Source organism: Acidimicrobiia bacterium (assembly GCA_040880805.1).
In the GTDB taxonomy this organism is placed as follows: Bacteria; Actinomycetota; Acidimicrobiia; order IMCC26256; family DASPTH01; genus DASPTH01.
In genome coordinates this window covers 1-16,817 of sequence record JBBDHW010000027.1, presented here as the reverse complement: position 1 = coordinate 16,817, position 16,817 = coordinate 1, and the positions used below count along the sequence as shown (strand labels likewise).

Annotated in this window: 10 protein-coding genes; 7 read left to right on the top strand and 3 right to left on the bottom strand. The window is 67.3% G+C overall.

Annotated elements, in window-relative coordinates:
* Nucleotides 1-4: 4 nt before the first annotated feature.
* A complete protein-coding gene (locus WD271_06395; protein MEX1007458.1) occupies nucleotides 5-2,002 on the bottom strand; it encodes an ABC transporter ATP-binding protein in 1,998 nt (665 codons plus the stop codon).
* Between the two features lie 122 nt (nucleotides 2,003-2,124).
* On the opposite strand from WD271_06395, the gene WD271_06390 reads away from it, so the two are divergent.
* The 4 genes from WD271_06390 (at nucleotide 2,125) to WD271_06375 (ending at nucleotide 9,687) form a co-directional block, all read left to right on the top strand.
* A complete protein-coding gene (locus WD271_06390) occupies nucleotides 2,125-2,664 on the top strand; it encodes a hypothetical protein (protein MEX1007457.1) in 540 nt (179 codons plus the stop codon).
* Nucleotides 2,665-2,727: 63 nt separating this feature from the next.
* On the top strand, nucleotides 2,728-4,530 hold the full coding sequence (locus WD271_06385) for an FAD-dependent oxidoreductase (protein MEX1007456.1): 1,803 nt from the start codon (nucleotides 2,728-2,730) through the stop codon (nucleotides 4,528-4,530).
* Nucleotides 4,531-4,624: 94 nt separating this feature from the next.
* Nucleotides 4,625-6,838 (top strand): ATP-binding protein, encoded by a 2,214-nt coding sequence (locus WD271_06380; protein ID MEX1007455.1) that lies wholly within the window; start codon nucleotides 4,625-4,627, stop codon nucleotides 6,836-6,838.
* Entirely contained in the window at nucleotides 6,838-9,687 is a 2,850-nt protein-coding gene (locus WD271_06375) for a branched-chain amino acid ABC transporter permease/ATP-binding protein (protein MEX1007454.1), read from the top strand. The genes WD271_06380 and WD271_06375 overlap by 1 nt, the downstream gene beginning before the upstream one ends.
* 57 nt (nucleotides 9,688-9,744) lie before the next feature.
* On the opposite strand, the gene WD271_06370 is transcribed toward WD271_06375, so the two are convergent.
* Entirely contained in the window at nucleotides 9,745-11,130 is a 1,386-nt protein-coding gene (locus tag WD271_06370; GenBank protein MEX1007453.1) for an ABC transporter substrate-binding protein, read from the bottom strand.
* Nucleotides 11,131-11,239: 109 nt separating this feature from the next.
* Here WD271_06370 and WD271_06365 point away from each other — a divergent pair, with 109 nt between their 5' ends.
* On the top strand, nucleotides 11,240-12,817 hold the full coding sequence (locus WD271_06365) for an alkaline phosphatase D family protein (GenBank protein MEX1007452.1): 1,578 nt from the start codon (nucleotides 11,240-11,242) through the stop codon (nucleotides 12,815-12,817).
* A gap of 7 nt (nucleotides 12,818-12,824) precedes the next feature.
* Here the strand turns inward: WD271_06365 and WD271_06360 are convergent, their stop codons facing one another.
* The gene (locus WD271_06360; GenBank protein MEX1007451.1) at nucleotides 12,825-14,189 is read right to left on the bottom strand and encodes a hypothetical protein; all 1,365 of its coding nucleotides are present in this window, start codon (nucleotides 14,187-14,189) and stop codon (nucleotides 12,825-12,827) included.
* A gap of 661 nt (nucleotides 14,190-14,850) precedes the next feature.
* Here WD271_06360 and WD271_06355 point away from each other — a divergent pair.
* Both WD271_06355 and WD271_06350 read left to right on the top strand, forming a co-directional pair.
* Nucleotides 14,851-15,765 (top strand): glycosyltransferase, encoded by a 915-nt coding sequence (locus WD271_06355; protein MEX1007450.1) that lies wholly within the window; start codon nucleotides 14,851-14,853, stop codon nucleotides 15,763-15,765.
* 16 nt (nucleotides 15,766-15,781) lie between these two features.
* Nucleotides 15,782-16,516 carry a hypothetical protein gene (locus WD271_06350; protein MEX1007449.1) on the top strand — a complete coding sequence of 245 codons (735 nt, stop codon included), beginning with the start codon at nucleotides 15,782-15,784 and terminating at the stop codon, nucleotides 16,514-16,516.
* Nucleotides 16,517-16,817 lie beyond the last annotated feature (301 nt).

Here is a 16,817-nt window from a genome sequence, read left to right as displayed (position 1 = left end):
CACATCAGGCGATTCCCCCGGGAATCTCGGGAAGCTCGGGGAGCTGGCCACCGCCCGGCGCGGAACCATTGCCGTCCATGCCACCCCGTGCCAGCTGCGCGATGCGCCGGCGCCGCGCCTCCTCTTCCTCTTGTTCCTCCTCGTGTTCGTGCCCCCGCTCGTATTCCTCCTCGGCGTGGGCGAGGATCTCCCGATAGAGAGGGACGTCACGCATCAGCTCGTCGTGTCGACCATCGGCGACGATGCGACCACCGTCCATCACGACGACGCGGTCGGCGAGGCTGATGGTGGACAACCGGTGGGCGATGATGAGTGTGGTGCGACCGCGCATGAGCGTGCGCAGCGCGCCGTGGATCTCGAACTCGCGCTGGGCGTCGACCGAGCTGGTCGCGTCGTCGAGCATGAGGATGCGCGGGTTCACCAGCAGCGTCCGTGCGATCGCGATGCGCTGACGCTGCCCACCCGACAGCGTGTAGCCGCGCTCGCCGATCACGGTGTCGTAACCCTCGGACAGTTCGAGGATGAAGTCGTGCGCACCCGCCGCGCGCGCGGCGGCCTCGATCTCTTCGAACGGAGCGTCGGGCCGCCCGAAGGCGATGTTCTGGCGAATCGACTCCGAGAACAAGAACGGCTCGTCGGTGACCATGCCGATGTGCGAACGCAGACTCGTGATGGTGAGTTGGCGTAGGTCGTGGCCGTCGATCAGCAGCGTGCCGCCGGTGACGTCGTAGAAACGGGGAATGAGGCGCGAGACCGTGGACTTCCCGCATCCCGTTCGGCCGACGAGTGCGACGGTTTCGCCCGGCCGCAGGTGCAGCGAGAAGTGCTGCAATACCGGGCTGCCCTCGAAGTAACCGAAGCCGACGTCTTGGAACTGGACGTCGCCGTCGCAACTGACGATATCGACCGCGCCCGGAGCATCGACCATGTCGGGCGCCGTATCGAGTACCTCGAGCACACGCGCGGCCGACGCGGCTGCCCGTTGCCCCATCATCATGATCATGCCGATCATCACGAACGGGACCTGGAGCATCACGACGTAGGTGTTGAACACGATGAATGTGCCGAGCGACATGTGCCCGTGGATAACCTGGTAGCCGCCGACGAGGAGGATGATCACGAGGCTGAGCTGCGGGATGCTCTGCATCATCGGCCCGTAGCGCGCCTGGTTGTTCACCTGCTGGATCGATGCCCATCGGAGCCGGCGCGCCGCACGGTCGAAGAGGCTGAGCTGGCTCTTCTCGGCAGCGAACGACTTGACCACGCGCGTGCCGGTGACGTTCTCCTCGACGATCGTCGCGATGTCGGCAGTACGCGCCATCATCATGAACGCGATCGGGAACAGCTTCTTGCGCATGTTCAGGCCGGTGAAGAACACGAACGGCAGCGTGATCACACTGATCGCGGTGAGCACCGGGTCCATCTGCACCATGAGCGCGAGCGCGGCGACGAAGCTCAAGAAGGACACCGCGATCATCGGCCCGAACCCGAGCATCATCTGGATGGCGCGGATGTCGGAGTTGGCACGCGAGATGAGCTGGCCCGACTGCACCGAGTCGTAGAAGCGGAACGATTGCTTGCTCAGGTGCGAGAACAAGATCGACCGGAGAGTGCACTCCAGCTCGACGCTCGCCCGCTGCATGCCGAACCGCTGCACGTACCCGAATACGAGCTGCCCGGTGCCGAGCAACACGAGCGCCAACACGTACGGCGTGAGCGAGGTGTTCTGCGCGAGCAGCGCGTTGTCGGTGGCCCCGCGCACGACCTGCGGGATGGAGAGCTGCATGCCGAGCATCACGACCGACGCCATGAGCATGCCGATGAGCACGCGACGGTGGGGCTTCAGGACCGGGAGCAACCTCCGGATCCAGCCCTTCGATTTGTCGGGGTCGACCCAGACGTCGGGAGCCTCGAACGTGGCCGCGGGCGGAGCGGGAACGAAGACCCGGGCGCCATTCGTCGACGGTTCTTCCTGGGTCGACGGTTCTTGCAGCAGTGTCACGCAGCAGCTCCCGCCCGGCGCTCATGGGTGGACGATCGGGGTGGACTTCTGGAGGCACATCCCGGTCGATCTCGTTCGGGTATCGTACCTGTTAGGGTTCCGAACCATTCGACCATACCATCTTGGTAGATGACACCGTGATGAACCACAGCAGTCGACGGGCGCTTGCCGGTGCCGTCCTTGCCTTCGCGGTCCTCCTGGTGCTCGGGGCGCCGGCGTCGGCAACCACGGCGGAATGCCAGGGACCGGTGCGCGACCTGCGTCAGTCGATCACGCAACTCAATCCCACGGGCACCACCGCCGCCCCCGGCAGCGCGGAAGAACAACAGATCGTCAAACAGAGCATCAACGCCTTCGCCGCGGCGAAGAAGCTGCATCCCGAGTGCGAGGACGACTTCATCACGCTGGGCGCCAAACTCCAAGCCGAGGCTCGCAGCAAGACGCTCATCAAGGGCACGCCGTTCCTCGGGCCGATCGGGTGGCTCTGGAACAACGTGTACTACCGCGTGTTCAACGGCAACGACGTGATGCTGGCGTTGTTCGGATGGGCGCTGCTCCTCTCCCCCGTCATCCTCGTCATCTCGGTCGCGTGGGTCATGCGCGGCGCGCGTCAGGCGATGCGCAAGCCCTACGTGCCCGAACACCTGCGCGCCGAGTTGTAACCCGTTGACGCGTCAGTAGCGTTACCGGATGCGATTGCACGAGCGCGTGACGCCGCGACGCCCATGAGCGGAGAGGTCGAGGGCGGCGTCGGTCTCTCTCGACGGCAGTTCCTCGGCGGCGCGGCCGCGGTTGCTGCGGGCGCCCTGTCGGCGACGTCGGCAATCGCGGGATCGGCAGCCGCGGCGCCGCGGCGCCGCAAGCGTCCGACCGTCGCAGTCTTCGGTGCCGGCGTCGCCGGGCTCACCGCTGCCCACGAGCTCGTCGAGCGCGGCTTCGACGTGACCGTCTACGAGGCTGCCGGGCGCGCAGGACTGGGCGGCAAGGCGCGGAGCATCGCCGTTCCGGACTCGGCGACCGGCAAGCGCCGCCCGTTGCCCGGGGAGCACGGCTTCCGGTTCTTCCCCGGCTTCTACCAGAACGTTCCCGACACGATGCGCCGGATCCCGTTCGGCTCCAATCCGAACGGAGTGTTCGACAATCTCGTCGAGGCGCAGCAGGCCAACTTCGCCAGGGCCGGCCAGCGTCAGGATCTCGTCTTCGCGGTGAGCGCTCCACAGGGCGTCGCGCAGTCGGGACCCTCGCTGCAGGCAACCCTCGAGAATTCGACCGGGTTGCCGCCGGACGAAGTTGCCTTCTTCGTCGGGCGGCTCACGATCTTCCTCACGAGCTCCGACGCGCGTCGCTTCGGTGAGTGGGAGCACGTGGGGTGGCGCGACTTCGTCGGCGCCGATCGATTCTCCCCCGAGTACAGCCGCAGTCTCGCCGAGGCGATGACGCGCAATCTCGTCGCGGCGAAGGCCAACGAGGCAAGCACCCGGACGATCGGCAACATGTGCGAGGCGTTCCTGTACACAGCGTTGCGGCGCGCCGGCACCGGAGGCCCCGACCGCTTGCTGAACGCGCCCACCAACGAGGCATTGCTCGAGCCGTGGAACAAGCAGCTCGACCGGCTCGGCGTCCGTTTTCGCTACCGGCGCGCGCTTGGCCGCCTCGACGTCCGAGGCGGCCGTGTCGCGGGCGCAACCGCGAACGGTCCGAACGGTTCCGAGCACATCGAAGCCGACTGGTTCGTCTGCGCCCTCCCGGTCGAACGCGCCCGCGTGCTCTGGAACACGGATGTCCTCGCCGCGGCTCCCGAGCTCGCGCGAATGGAACGCCTCACGACGTCGTGGATGAACGGGATCCAGTTCTTCCTGAACCGGCCATTGCCGATCGTCGCCGGGCATGTCAGCTACATCGACTCGCCGTGGGCGCTCACCTCGATCAGCCAAGGGCAGTTCTGGACGAACCACGACCTGCAGCGTGACTACGGCGACGGACGGGTGGCCGACGTTCTGTCCGTCGACATCTCCAACTGGAGGGAACCCGGCATCGTGTTCGGCAAGCCGGCATGGAACCTGCAGCCACCAGAGATCGCGCGCGAGGTCCTCGAGCAGATCAAGGCGCATCTGAACGACACCGGACAGCAGCTGCTCACCGACGACGCAGTCGTCACCTGGTTCCTCGACCCCGCGATCACCTACCCGGCCCAGACACCGCAGCCCGACGGTCGCATCGCGGAGAACCGCGAGCCGCTCCTGATCAACACGATCGGCTCCTGGGACGATCGCCCGGAAGCCGCGACCGCAATCCCGAATCTCTTCCTCGCCGGCGACTACGTGCACACGAGCACGGACCTCGCGTGCATGGAAGCGGCCAGTGAGTCAGCGCGGCGAGCGGTGAACGCGCTGCTCGCCGAGAGCGACTCCACAGCCGACGATGCCGAGGTGTTCGAGATGTACCGGCCGCCGGAGTTGGAGCCGGCCAAGGTCGTCGACGAGCAGCGTTACCGGCTGGGCCTCCCCCACATCCTCGACGTGCCGTAGTCCCAGATTTCCATCGCACTCTCCCGGAGCGTCAGGAACGATACGATCCCGCGGCGAGCGATCCGCCGGTCTGCTCGCCGATTGGGGGGCAAGCGTGGAGGACGCAGAACGGGGTGACGGAAGCGCCGCGGCGCTCGCCGCGACGGTTCTCGAGGAGGAAGACGCGCGCGAGATCGCCCAGAAGCGCGCTCGAGAGCAGGTCATCTTCCCCGACGAGCTGCTCCCCGGCGTCAACTCGGAGCCGGTGTCGTTCACCGATGCGTTCCGGGTGGGCGGCAAGCTCATGTTCATCGTGCTCGGGCTCTTGCTCGCCTTCGACGAGCTCGAGGGCGCGGCCATCAGCGTGCTCGCACCCGAGATCCGAAGGACGTTCGGGATCAGCGAGGGCGCGATCGTGTTCATCGCGACGGCCTCGTCGGCGTTCTTCGTGCTCGGCGCGGTTCCGATGGGATGGCTCGCCGACCGTGTGAAGCGCGTGCCGATCGTCGGGTGGGCGAGCATGGCGTTCGGTTTCTTCGTGTTCTGCTCGGGGCTGGCCACGAGCGCGTTCATGCTCTTCTGGACGCGGTTCGCGACAGGGATCGCCAAGGCGAACAGCATCCCGGTGCACCAGTCGTTGATCGCCGACAACTATCCGATCGGCATCCGCGCCCGGATGTCGGCAGTCATGAACATGGGTGCCCACGGCATCGGGCTCGCGAGCCCTGTGCTGTGCGCCGCGATCGCCACCTGGGCCGGCGGTGTCGAGGGCTGGCGCTGGGCCTGGTTCATCCTCGGTATCCCGGTCATCCTCGTCGCGGTGCTGGCCTTCTTCATGAAGGAACCCCCGCGCGGCCAGTTCGAGAAGCAAGACGTGCTCGGCGAGGTGATCGAAGACGCGCAGCCGGCGCCCATCTCGATGGAAGCCGCATTCGCCCGCATCAAGCGGGTCCGCACGATCCGGACGGTGCTCGTGGCGTTCTGCGCGCTCGGCTTCGGCCTGTTCAGCCAACCAGCCCTTGAATCGCTCTATCTCGACGACACCCTGCACGTCAACGATCTGCTGCAGCGGGGACTCATCCTCAGCCTGTCGGGTATCGCGGCCCTGCCGATCCTGCCCTTCGTGGGTCGCTACTTCGACCGGGTCTACCGCCTGGACCCGGCCAAGGCTCTCGCGATCGTTGGCGCGCTCATCCTGCCGTCGGCACTCCTCGTACCCATCCAGTTCAGCGTGAGCAGCAGCACGTGGTTCTGGATCCTGAAGATCCCGCAGTCGATCCTCACCGCGTCGGCGTTCGCGATGGTCGGCCCGGTGCTCCAGGCAGTCGTGCCGTACCGCCTGCGCGGCATGGGCACCGCGATGTCGACCCTCTACATCTTCTTCATCGGCGGCTTCATGGGCGGCCTGGTGGCGGCCTTCTTCACCGACGCGATCGGGGTACGCGGCACGGTGATCGTCCTCGGTGTACCGAGCGCGATCATCGGCGGCGCGTTACTGATGAACGGCGCGCGCTATATCCGCAACGACCTCTCGTTGGTCGTCGAGGAGTTGCTCGAGGAACAAGAAGAACACCGGAAGCGCTTCGTCGACCACGAAGACATCCCGCTCCTGCAGCTGGCGAACATCGACTTCTCGTACGGCCCGGTGCAGGTGCTCTTCGGAGTCGACTTCGAGGTACGAAAAGGCGAGACCCTCGCGCTCCTCGGCACGAACGGCGCGGGTAAATCGACGGCGTTGCGCGTGATCAGCGGGCTCGCGGTGCCCGAACGCGGGGTCGTCCGGCTCAACGGCCAGAACATCACCTACGTCTCGCCCGAGCAACGGGCAAAGTTCCTCCGCGTCATGCAGCTCCCCGGTGGCCACGGCGTGTTCGGCAACCTCACGGTGGAACAGAACATGAACGTGAGCGCGCGGCTCAACGCGTCGGGACGCAGCGAGGTGCAGCGGCGCGTGGCGAACGTGTTCGAGCTCTTTCCCGAGCTTGCGGGCCATCGACGGCAGCTTGCGTCCAGCCTGTCCGGTGGCGAGCAACAGATGGTCGCGCTGGCGCGGGTCCTGATCCACGAGCCCGAGCTGCTCATGATCGACGAGCTCTCGCTGGGCCTCGCGCCCCTGGTCGTGCAACGGCTCCTCGAGCTGGTCGAGCAGCTCAAGCAGCGCGGCCAGACGATGATCATCGTGGAGCAGTCCCTCAACGTGGCGATGGCCGTCGCCGACCGTGCGATCTTCCTGGAGAAGGGCGAAGTCAAGTTCGAAGGCCCTACCGCGGGTCTCCTCGAACGCGGCGACCTCGCCCGCGCAGTGTTCTTCGGGACCGAAGGCGGCTGATGACGCTCGCGTCGTTCGTCACTTGGAACCTGCTGTTCAAGGGCGTCGTCGGTGGCCTGATCACCGGGCTCGTGGCGATGGGCATCGTCCTCGTGTACCGATCGAGCCGTGTCATCAACTTCGCAGTCGGCAACATGGGTGTGCCCGCCACCGCGCTCTTCGCGGTGATGGTCGCGGTCAGTGGGTGGCCCTACTGGTTGTCGTTGGCCCTCGCGCTCGTGCTCGGCGTGCTCACCGGTGTGTTGATCGAGCTCGCGGTGATCCGCCGCTTGTTCAAGGCGCCCCGGGTGATCGTGTTCGTGGCGACCATCGGCGTGGCCCAACTGTGCGAGGCCATCACGCTCTCGCTGCCCGCATACCGGACCGGCTCGCTGCAGACCCAGTTTCCGCTGCCGTTCACCGGCACCTGGCACCCCGGCCTCGACATCGAGGTCAGCGCGAGTCAGATCCTCGTGCTGATCGTGGTCCCCTTGATCGCGCTCGGGCTGTGGTGGCTGCTCGGCCACACCGCCTTCGGCGACGCCGTGCGCGCCTCGGCGACAAATGCCGATCTCGCGCGCATGACCGGCATCAACCCCAAGATGGTGTCGACCGGGGTCTGGGCGATCGCCGGCTTCCTCGCGACGACTGCCGTCTTCTTGACCGCCACCGATCAGGTCTCCGCCGACCTCGTGAACATCGGGCCCGACACGCTCCTGCGCGGCATGGCCGCCGCACTCATCGGGGGAATGGTGTCGTTCCCGCGCGCCATGCTCGGAGGCGTCGCTATCGGCATCATCGACCGGGTGCTCTTCTTCAACTACACGAACGAGACCGGCCTCGTGCAGTTCGTTCTCTTCCTCGCCGTGCTCGTGCTGGTCGCGGTCGTGAGCCGACGCGACACGGCTTCCGCGGGTGAGAGCTTCCAGTTCGCGCCGCGCATCGCCGCGGTGCCTGAACGGCTGCGCGACATCTGGTGGGTCAAGCGCATGCCGCAGTTCCTCGCAGGCCTCGCGCTGGTTGCGTCGGTGGTGGGGCCCCTACTGGTCGACAAGTCGGAGCGTCACCAGACCTGGACGATGGTCGTCGCGTTCGCCCTGTGCGCGGTCTCGGTCGTGGTCTTGACGGGGTGGGGCGGCCAACTGTCGCTCGGGCAGATGGCGTTCGCGGGACTCGGCGCGCTCACGGCCGCCGCGCTCATCCGAGGCCTCTCGGCCGACATCGGGTGGCACAGCCTGCGCCTCATCAACGGGAGCCTCCCCGGGGTCTCGTTCCCGTGGGCACTGCTCCTCGGTGCGAGCTTCGCCAGCCTCGTCGCCGTGCTCGTGGGCGTCGGAGCGTTACGCGTGCGCGGGCTCCTGCTCGCGGTCAGCACACTTGCGTTCGCCATCGCCGCCCAGCTGTACCTGTTCAGCCGCCCGTTCTTCACCGCCGGGTTCTCGACCATCGAGATCCCGCGCGCGGACATCGGGCCACTGGAGCTCACGCACCGGAACCGTGCGTACTACTACTTCGTGCTCATCGTCCTCGTCGTCGTCCTGCTCCTGGTCGGGCATCTCAAGCGAACCGGCATCGGTCGCATAATCGTCGGTGTCCGTGAGAACGAGCTCGCGGCCGCGGCGATGACCGTCTCTCCTGCGCGCGCCAAACTCATCGCCTTCGCCGTCGGTGGCTTCATCGCCGGCCTCGGCGGTGTGCTCCTCGGCGCGGTGAACCTCACGTTCGGTCCCGCGGAGCGCTTCTTCCTGGTGGAGGACTCGATCCGCCTGATCTCGATCGCGGTGATCGGTGGCCTCGGCAGCCTGTCGGGCGCGGTCGTCGGGGCGGTCTGGGTCGTCGGTCTCCCAGCCTTCTGGCCGCAGAACGAGATCGTGCCTCTGTTCACGTCGAGCATCGGGCTGCTCTTGATCCTGCTGTACATCCCCGGGGGTTTCGTGCAGATCGGCCACTACGTGCGCGACTCGCTGCTGCGATGGGTCGACAAGCGCATGGGCCCGGTCGAGCAGACGAAGACGATCACCGCGCCCCCGGCGTCGCTCCGTCGAGCTGCCACGCTCGAGCCGGCGCGGTGCAATGCCGACGGAAGCGTGCTCGCCACCCACCAGCTCAGCGTGCAGTTCGGTGGCCTCGTGGCGGTCGACCACGTGGACTTCCACGCCAACCCCGGCGAGGTGATCGGCCTCATCGGCAACAACGGCGCCGGGAAGTCGACGTTGCTCAATGCGATCGGTGGCTTCGTGTCCAGTCGCGGTTCCGTGGCGCTCCTCGGACGCGACGTGAGCAAGAAGAACGCGCAGCAGCGCGCTCGGGCGGGGCTCGGCCGCACGTTCCAGGCCGCCCGCCTCTACCCCGAGTTGACCGTCCGCGACACCATCGAGCTCGCACTCGAAGCGCGTCGCCGTACGTCGTTCTGGGGATCGTTGCTGTGGCTCCCGTCGATCAAGGTAGAGCGTTCCAAGCACTCCGAGGCGAGCGAACTCATCGACTTCCTCGGCCTCGGCCGCTACGCCGACCGGTACATCGCCGAGCTGTCGACAGGCACCCGCCGCATCGTCGAGCTCACGACCGTGCTCGCGGTCGCTCCCCGCGTGATCTGTCTCGACGAGCCGACCGCGGGAGTGGCGCAACGCGAGGCCGAGGCGTTCGGCCCGCTCATCCTCCGGGTGCAGCAGGAGCTCGACGCCACGTTGGTCGTCGTGGAGCACGACCTGCCACTCATCCTCTCCATCAGCACCCGCGTGTACTGCCTCGAGGCCGGTCAGATCATTGCCCACGGCGCGCCGGGCGAGATCCGCGACAACCCCCGCGTGGTGGCGTCGTACCTCGGCACCGACGAGCGCGCCATCCAGCGCAGCAACGCGCCGGCATAACGCGATTCGGGGCCCCGCTCGCGCGAGGCCCCGAATCGTCGTTACGGTCCCTCTACCTCATGACTTGGTGGCCTTCGTGCACCGACCGCCGCTGGCGTCCTTGAGCGGGGTGACGGACTTCCAGTCACCGTCCTCACCGACGGCCGAGTCGAAGGCGGCGAGCCGGAAGGCGTCATCGGCCGCGTACTTGCCCTTGCACAGCGACGCGATATCGGTGGCCACCAGCTCGATCTTGCCGAACTTGTCGACGGCCTTCTGCCAGTTCTTGATCGTCAGGTTCGGGCCGACCTCCTCCGCGATGGTCCGGAACATGAACAGCTCGCCACAGAAGTCGGTGACCGCGATGTAGAGCTCCACCGTCTTGCCCTTGGCGTTGGTGGTGACCTCGTCGGGGCCGGGCACCGTGGTCTTCGTGGCCTTCTCGTAGATGTCGACACACTGCTGGAGCAGCTTGGTCTTGCTCCCCCAACTCTCCTCGGAGGTCTCCCCGATGACGCCGAGCATGCCCTCGTACGGGTTCGGGCTCTTCCCGGCCTTCACCTCGTCCTGGGCTTGTTCCGCCGTCGAGCTCGCATCGGCGAGCAACAGCACGTTCGGCATCGCCTGCTTGATCTTCTCGACGAACTGCTTCGCCGAGGCCGTGAGGCCGGCCATGTAGATCGTGTTGACGCCCTCGCTCTTCCACTTCTCGATGAAGCTGTCGAGCTGGGCCTGCGCGGCCGACGTGTCGGTGCCGGTGATGCTCAGCACCGCCGTCGAGCCGGTCTTGATCTTCGCCTTCTTCAGCGCCGGTACGACGAGGTCCTCGACCCGGCCTTCGGCGTTCTGATCGGTGAGGAACCCGACTGTCTTGCCTTTGAGCTTGCCGCTCGACAGGAGCAGGGGCACGAAGACCTTGACCGCGGTCTCCTTCGTGGTGTCGGGAGTGAGCAGCAGTCCGCCAGGCGACTGCTCGATCCACTTGTCTTCGAGCTCGTGCCCGATGTGGATGGTGTTGTGCTCCTTGGCGATGCAGAGCTGCCCTTGACCACTGAAGTCGATGAACACGCCGAGCACCGCGAAGACACCCTCGTCCTCCGTCCACGACGTGCAGAGCGCGAGCGGGTCGGGCGTGCGCCCGGGGATCGGCTCGTACGTCTTGTAGACGGGATCGATCATGCGGCCGTCGACGCCACCGTTCTTGTTGATGTTGTCGACGAAGATCTGCGCGGTCTTCTCCTGATCTCCTCGTTCGAAGTCGACGTATTCGGCGATCGAGTCGTAGTTGATGATGGCGATGCCGACCTTGATGTCCTTCGCGCTCACGCCGTGGCCGAGGTCCTTCAGCTTGGTGCTCCCTGCCGCGGCCACACCCCCGCTCGCACCGAGCGCCAGCGCGACCACCACGAGCGCAGCGAACCAGACCTTCCACTTCGACGGACGGCTGATGCCGGTACCTGCCATGCGTTCCCCCCAGGGTTCCGAGTGTGCCGAGAGCGTACGACGCCCACGGCCGTTTGTCTCGGCACCCGGCGCTCCGGCAAGTGGGGCCGCGATCTGATAGAGGAGCGCAATGGACGACAGCCGATCCGAGGGGATCTCACTCGCGGGGCGCCGCGTGTCCCGCCGGGCGTTCCTCGGTGGAGCGGCTGCAACACTGGCCGCGACGGCGCTCCCCGCCCGCTTTCTCGGGCCGGTGGGCGCCCCACCGTCGAGCGGGGGCTATCCCTTCTCCCTGGGGGTCGCCTCCGGCGACCCGTTGCCCGACGGCGTCGTCCTCTGGACCCGGCTCGCGCCGGATCCTCTGGCGGGCGGTGGAATGCCCGCCAGAGGAGTCACGGTGCGGTGGCAGGTCGCGAGCGACGATCGGATGCGCACGATCGTCCGATCCGGAACGGCGACGGCGCGTCCGGAACACGGGCACGCGGTCCACGTCGACGTGCAGCGCCTGGAGCCCGGCCGACCGTACTGGTACCGCTTCGTCGCGGGTGACGACGAGACACCGATCGCGCGCACTCGAACCGCACCCGCCGATCACGTGCTCCCCAACCGCCTGCGCTTCGCCCACGTCTCGTGTCAGCGCTTCGATCAGGGCTACTACACGGCGTACGCCGACCTTGCCGAGCACGACCTCGACCTCGTCCTGCACGTTGGTGACTACATCTACGAGTACTCCGGCGGCCCGGTCCGCGACCCGATGCTCCCAACGCCCGTGACGCTCGACGACTACCGGCTGCGCTACGCGCTCTACAAGTCGGACGAACACCTCCAGACCGCGCACGCCATCGCGCCGTGGCTCGTGACATGGGACGACCATGAGGTCGAGAACAACTACACGTCCGATAGTCCTGTGCCCGGCAGCCTCACGCCCGACACCGCGTCGTTCCTCCCGCGCCGGGCGGCCGCGTACCGGGCCTGGTGGGAGCACCAGCCGGTGCGGCTCCCGGCGCCGACCGGCCCCAGGGCCCGCATCTATCGCCGTTCCTCCATGGGCCGACTCGCCACGATCCACGTGCTCGACACCCGTCAGTACCGCACCGACCAGACGTGTGGTGTCGGAGACATCGGTGCTCGGTGCGAGGCTGCGTTCGACCCGGCGACCACCGTGCTCGGCCCGGCCCAGGAGCGCTGGCTCGGCGCCGGGTTGCGCGGGAACGACGCACGGTGGAACGTGCTCGCGAACCAGGTCGTCATGCAACAGTGGCGCTTCGCGCCCGGCAACGCGGTCTGGAACCTCGACCAGTGGGACGGGTACCCGGTCGCGCCCGGCCCGCTCTTAGCGCCGCGCCGCGCCCGCGGAGTCGCCGACACCGTCGCGCTGACCGGCGACGTACATTCGAGCTGGGTCGGCACGTTGGCCGAGGATTTCGACGACCCGAGCTCGTCGGTCGTCGGCGTCGAGTTCGTCGGCCCCGCAGTCTCGACCACGCCGAGTCGCGCCCTCGCGGGGATCGAACCGACGATCCACGAGAACAGCCCCCACCTCCGCTGGTCCGAGACGACACGCCAAGGGTGGGTGCTCCACGACGTCCGTCCCGACGAATGGCGCGCCGACTATCGCCTCGTCGACAACGTGCTCGTCCAGGGTGCACCCGTGACGACGGCGTCGTCGTGGGTCGTTCGCCACGGCGGCAAGCTCGACGAGGCCTGACCTCGGGTTAGGTGCTCCGGCAGGCGCGCACGTCGAGCACGTAGAGTCGGCCAACGGAGTACGCGTGAAGCAAATCGCTGTACGGGATCTTGCCTGGCGACGCCCACAGAGTTTTCCCGCATGCGAGCTGCTCATCGAGCTGACGCTGGGTGAGCCGTCCGACGAAGTAGTCGATCCGTGTGTCAGATATTCGCCGCCGGCGCGACACGTTGTCGATGACGAGGTCCGCGACCGCGTAGTCGTTGACCAGCCCGTCAAGGTTGACGACCGAATGGACTCGGTCGAGGCGATGTCCGAGAAGGCCGGCGTCGTTTGCGCCATAACGCCCTTCAGGGCCGTGGCGGATGATCCAATTGCTCGCGAGATCGATCTGGTCGAGCCATGAGGTCGATTCACGGCGCTGGTGAGCATCGTCGTTCCAATCGGTCGCGTTGAGAGGGACCGCGGTCAGGACAATTGCGGCGAGCGCCACGTACGCGAGTGGAGCGGCTCGCCTGAAAAGCCACTGGAGTCCTCGCCACGCGCCGGCACCGACGACAAAACCGGCTGCGAGGCGCTGCGGTGCCGAGTACCACCCAGCCGCCCAGAACGGCGCGACGGCGAGATCAAAGATCGCCTTGAGAGCAAGCATCGCGAAAACGACGAGAGTCCCCCACGCGCATGGACCAAACCGCGGGCGATGACGCTCCGTGACGGCAGACGAGCGCAGAGCCGTGGTGAACCAGCCGAGCACCGCGAGGGCCAGTAGACCGAAAGCGAGCAGCCGAGTGAAGCCGCTCGACCCGATCGTCAGGCGGTCGGTGGAGCTCCAAAGGCGAAGGCTGCTGAGGTAGTCCTCGGCGCGTTCCGCGAGGTAGTGCACGTACGCCACGGAGGTACGGCCGCCGAAGCGCTCGCGGATGGCCTGCGCGACCGATGCGTTCTTGACGACTGCGCTCACCGTGAGCAGGTGCTTCCAGTGGGCGAGCCACCACGTACTGAACGGCACTGCGATCACCGCGGCCCCAACGGTCCACCAACCTCCTGATCGCCACGACCGCGTTCGCCACGTCAGCGCGAAGGGGACGACGAGGACAACCAGAGCGAAGTCGAGTCGAGCGAGCACGAGAACACTGCACGCGAGCCCCAAGATCATGAAACGTCGCGGCTCGGGTACTTCTGCGGCTGCGACCAACGCGGTCAAGACCAGCGCGACCCCCAGCAGCACTGCCGGGCCTTCCATCCCGTTGACCCAAGATCGAATCGCGAGTTGTGAGGCGATGATCGCGCCGAGTAGAGCCGGACCCGCGCCGCCGAGACGCCAGACCACCCGCATCACGAGCAACACGGCGGCGAGCGAGCACAACAAACCGAAGACGAGCGCGCCCCGCACCAGAGCGTCTCCGTGTAGGAAAGCTGCGAAGGGGGCCAGCAACACCTGCCACAGCGGGTGGAAGCCGTTTGTCTCGTGTATGCCGTCGAATGTGAACCCCTGTCCACGTGCCAGGCGAGCGGCAATCTCCAAGTAGTAGAAGGCGTCATCCGGAACACGATTGATGAGCGCCGTGTGATTCGCACGCGCGATCGCTCCGAGCTCGAAGACGAACGGGGCAAGTACGCCCACCCATCCCAGTCCGAGGGCGATCGATCGCAGACCAGAAGGCGGCTGTGCGGCTCCGTCTTCCTGCTTCGGTTCGGCGGCGGAAGGAACACGCTCCTCGGTCGAGAGCGGTTCTCCGGCTCCTGCGCCCGTGACCGCGGCACGAAGGCCTGCTCCGACCCGCCACGAAAGCATTTCCGACTGTATCTCTGAGGTCGGGGAAGAGCGGACGTCACGCGTGAGGGTCACTGACCCCGCATCTTTGTGGTCGGGCTGGCGGGACTTGAACCCGGGACCTTTGATCGCCCAGAACGCTCGGCCTCGTCACCGCGTCTGCACGCTGGTGCACAGCTATCGCGAGCTGTTCGCGGCGCGAGTGATGGCACTGTGATGGGAGCGCAACGGCTCGCGTGGTCGGCCACGCGCCTGGCGCGCCGCGAGTACCTTCCTTGCCGTGAGCGCCCCGGCATCGCTGCAGATCCAGCTCGTGCTGTACCAAACCAGCCCCGCGACCGCGCGCCGCACAGTCGACGCGGTGGGCGCGGCGGTGCGCCACGCACGGGCGCATACACCGCTCGAACGCGCCGAGCTCGTGATCGGCGACTGTTCCCCCGATCCGTGCCTGAGCTCGGCTGACGTCGAGGAATTCCGGGCGCTGCCCCTGAGCAGCGAGCTCGCGACGACCACCTCCACGCACTTCGGCGAGAACCTCGGGTCGGCCGGGGGCAGCAATCGGCTCGCCGGGGGTGCGACCGCCGACGCGCTACTCGTGCTGAACCCGGACACGTACCCTGCGCCGACGATGATCACCGAACTGCTGCAGGTGCTCGACGACCCGACCGTCGCCGTCGCCGAAGGCCGCCAGATCCCACTCGAGCACCCCAAGGCGTTCGACCCGGTCACCGGGGACGCGAGTTTTGCGAGCGGATGTTGCTCACTGGTCCGCCGGTCGGTCTTCGAAGACGTCGGAGGATACGACGCGGTCAACTTTCCGATGTACTGCGACGACGTGGACTTCTCGTGGCGCGTACGCGCCCGGAGCGTTCGCGTCGTCCATGTTCCGACCGCCGTGCTCTTCCACGACAAGCGCGTCGGCGTGCTCGACGGGCGCCCGTTTACCGCGTCGTCGCCGCTCGAGATCTACTGGTCCTTCCTCGCCCGGCTGCTTCTCGCGCACAAGTGGGCACGACCCGACATCGTCGAGGAAACGCTGGTGGCGGCTGGTGCGAGCGACGATCCAGACGTGAAGCGCGCGATCGACGACTACCGCGCGCGTGAACGTGCGGGAACGCTACCGAGCGAGGAGCCGGGCGCGGCGCGGGTCGCCGACTTCGTGAGTGGCGGGTCGTTCGGGCCGCACCGGTTCTGAGGCCGGGGAACACCCCATGCCCAACGACGAGCTGGATGCGCCCATCGAGGCTCTCCCGGTCGCGACGTTCGCCATGGTGGTGATCGCCGGCGCGCCGCCACCCATTCCGCTCGAGACGATCACGTGCCTGGCCGGGCAGGTCACCGACGACGTCGACGTCGCGGTGGTCACCGATGACGGCGACACCGCGCGCGAGATGCTCGATCTCTTCTCGCCGTCGTTCGCGTCGCGCGTGAGGGTCGTGACGAGCTACGCGCAAGCGCTCGCGCAGTCCGACGCGCCGTACGTCGCCTGCGTTGGTCCGGGCGAACTTCCCACGGGCGACTGGATCGAGCAGTTCCTCCGCGCCGCCGCGATCGCGCCCGGGGCGGTGCTGCGTGCGCAGTGGGCCGACCGCCCGGTGCGGTTCGACCGTGCGGCGCCGTACGAGGTCACGGGGCCGCTCACCCTCTCCCCGCGCGTGCCCTTCGATCCGCTCTTTACACCGATCGGCCCGCCACCTCCGCTGAGCACGTTCGCCCTCCCGCGCGGGCCGCGCGTCTTCGAGGTCGGGCTGTGGCCGACGATCGCCTACGCGGCGCTGCTCGGCGGCGTGCACGACCTCGACGCGGTCACCACGATCCGCCTCGTATCCCCGAAGCTCGAACAACCCGATCCGACAGCAGAGATCCGGGACCTGCTCGCGACCGTCCCCGTGACTCTTCCTGCTGGGCTGGCACCGCGCATCGCTGGGCTGGTCAACGATCGATAGACGCGCGTCAGCGCGCGCGCGGTGCGCGCCACCACCGACGAGATCGCGGACCGGCGACGCACGTCGAGACCTCGACCACCGTCCACGCAAGCGAGTCGCTCCCCCCACGTGACCACGTCCTCGCGCGCATGCTCCCGGTAGTAGCGATCCTCGTCGGTGAGCGCGTCACTGTCGGCATACCAGGCGACGGCACCGCCCACAACTCTTGTCCGGCAAGGGCTTCTGCCAGTCGGGCTGCCGGGACTTGAACCCGGGACCTTTGGTCCCCCAGACCAACGCGCTAACCAAGCTGCGCCACAGC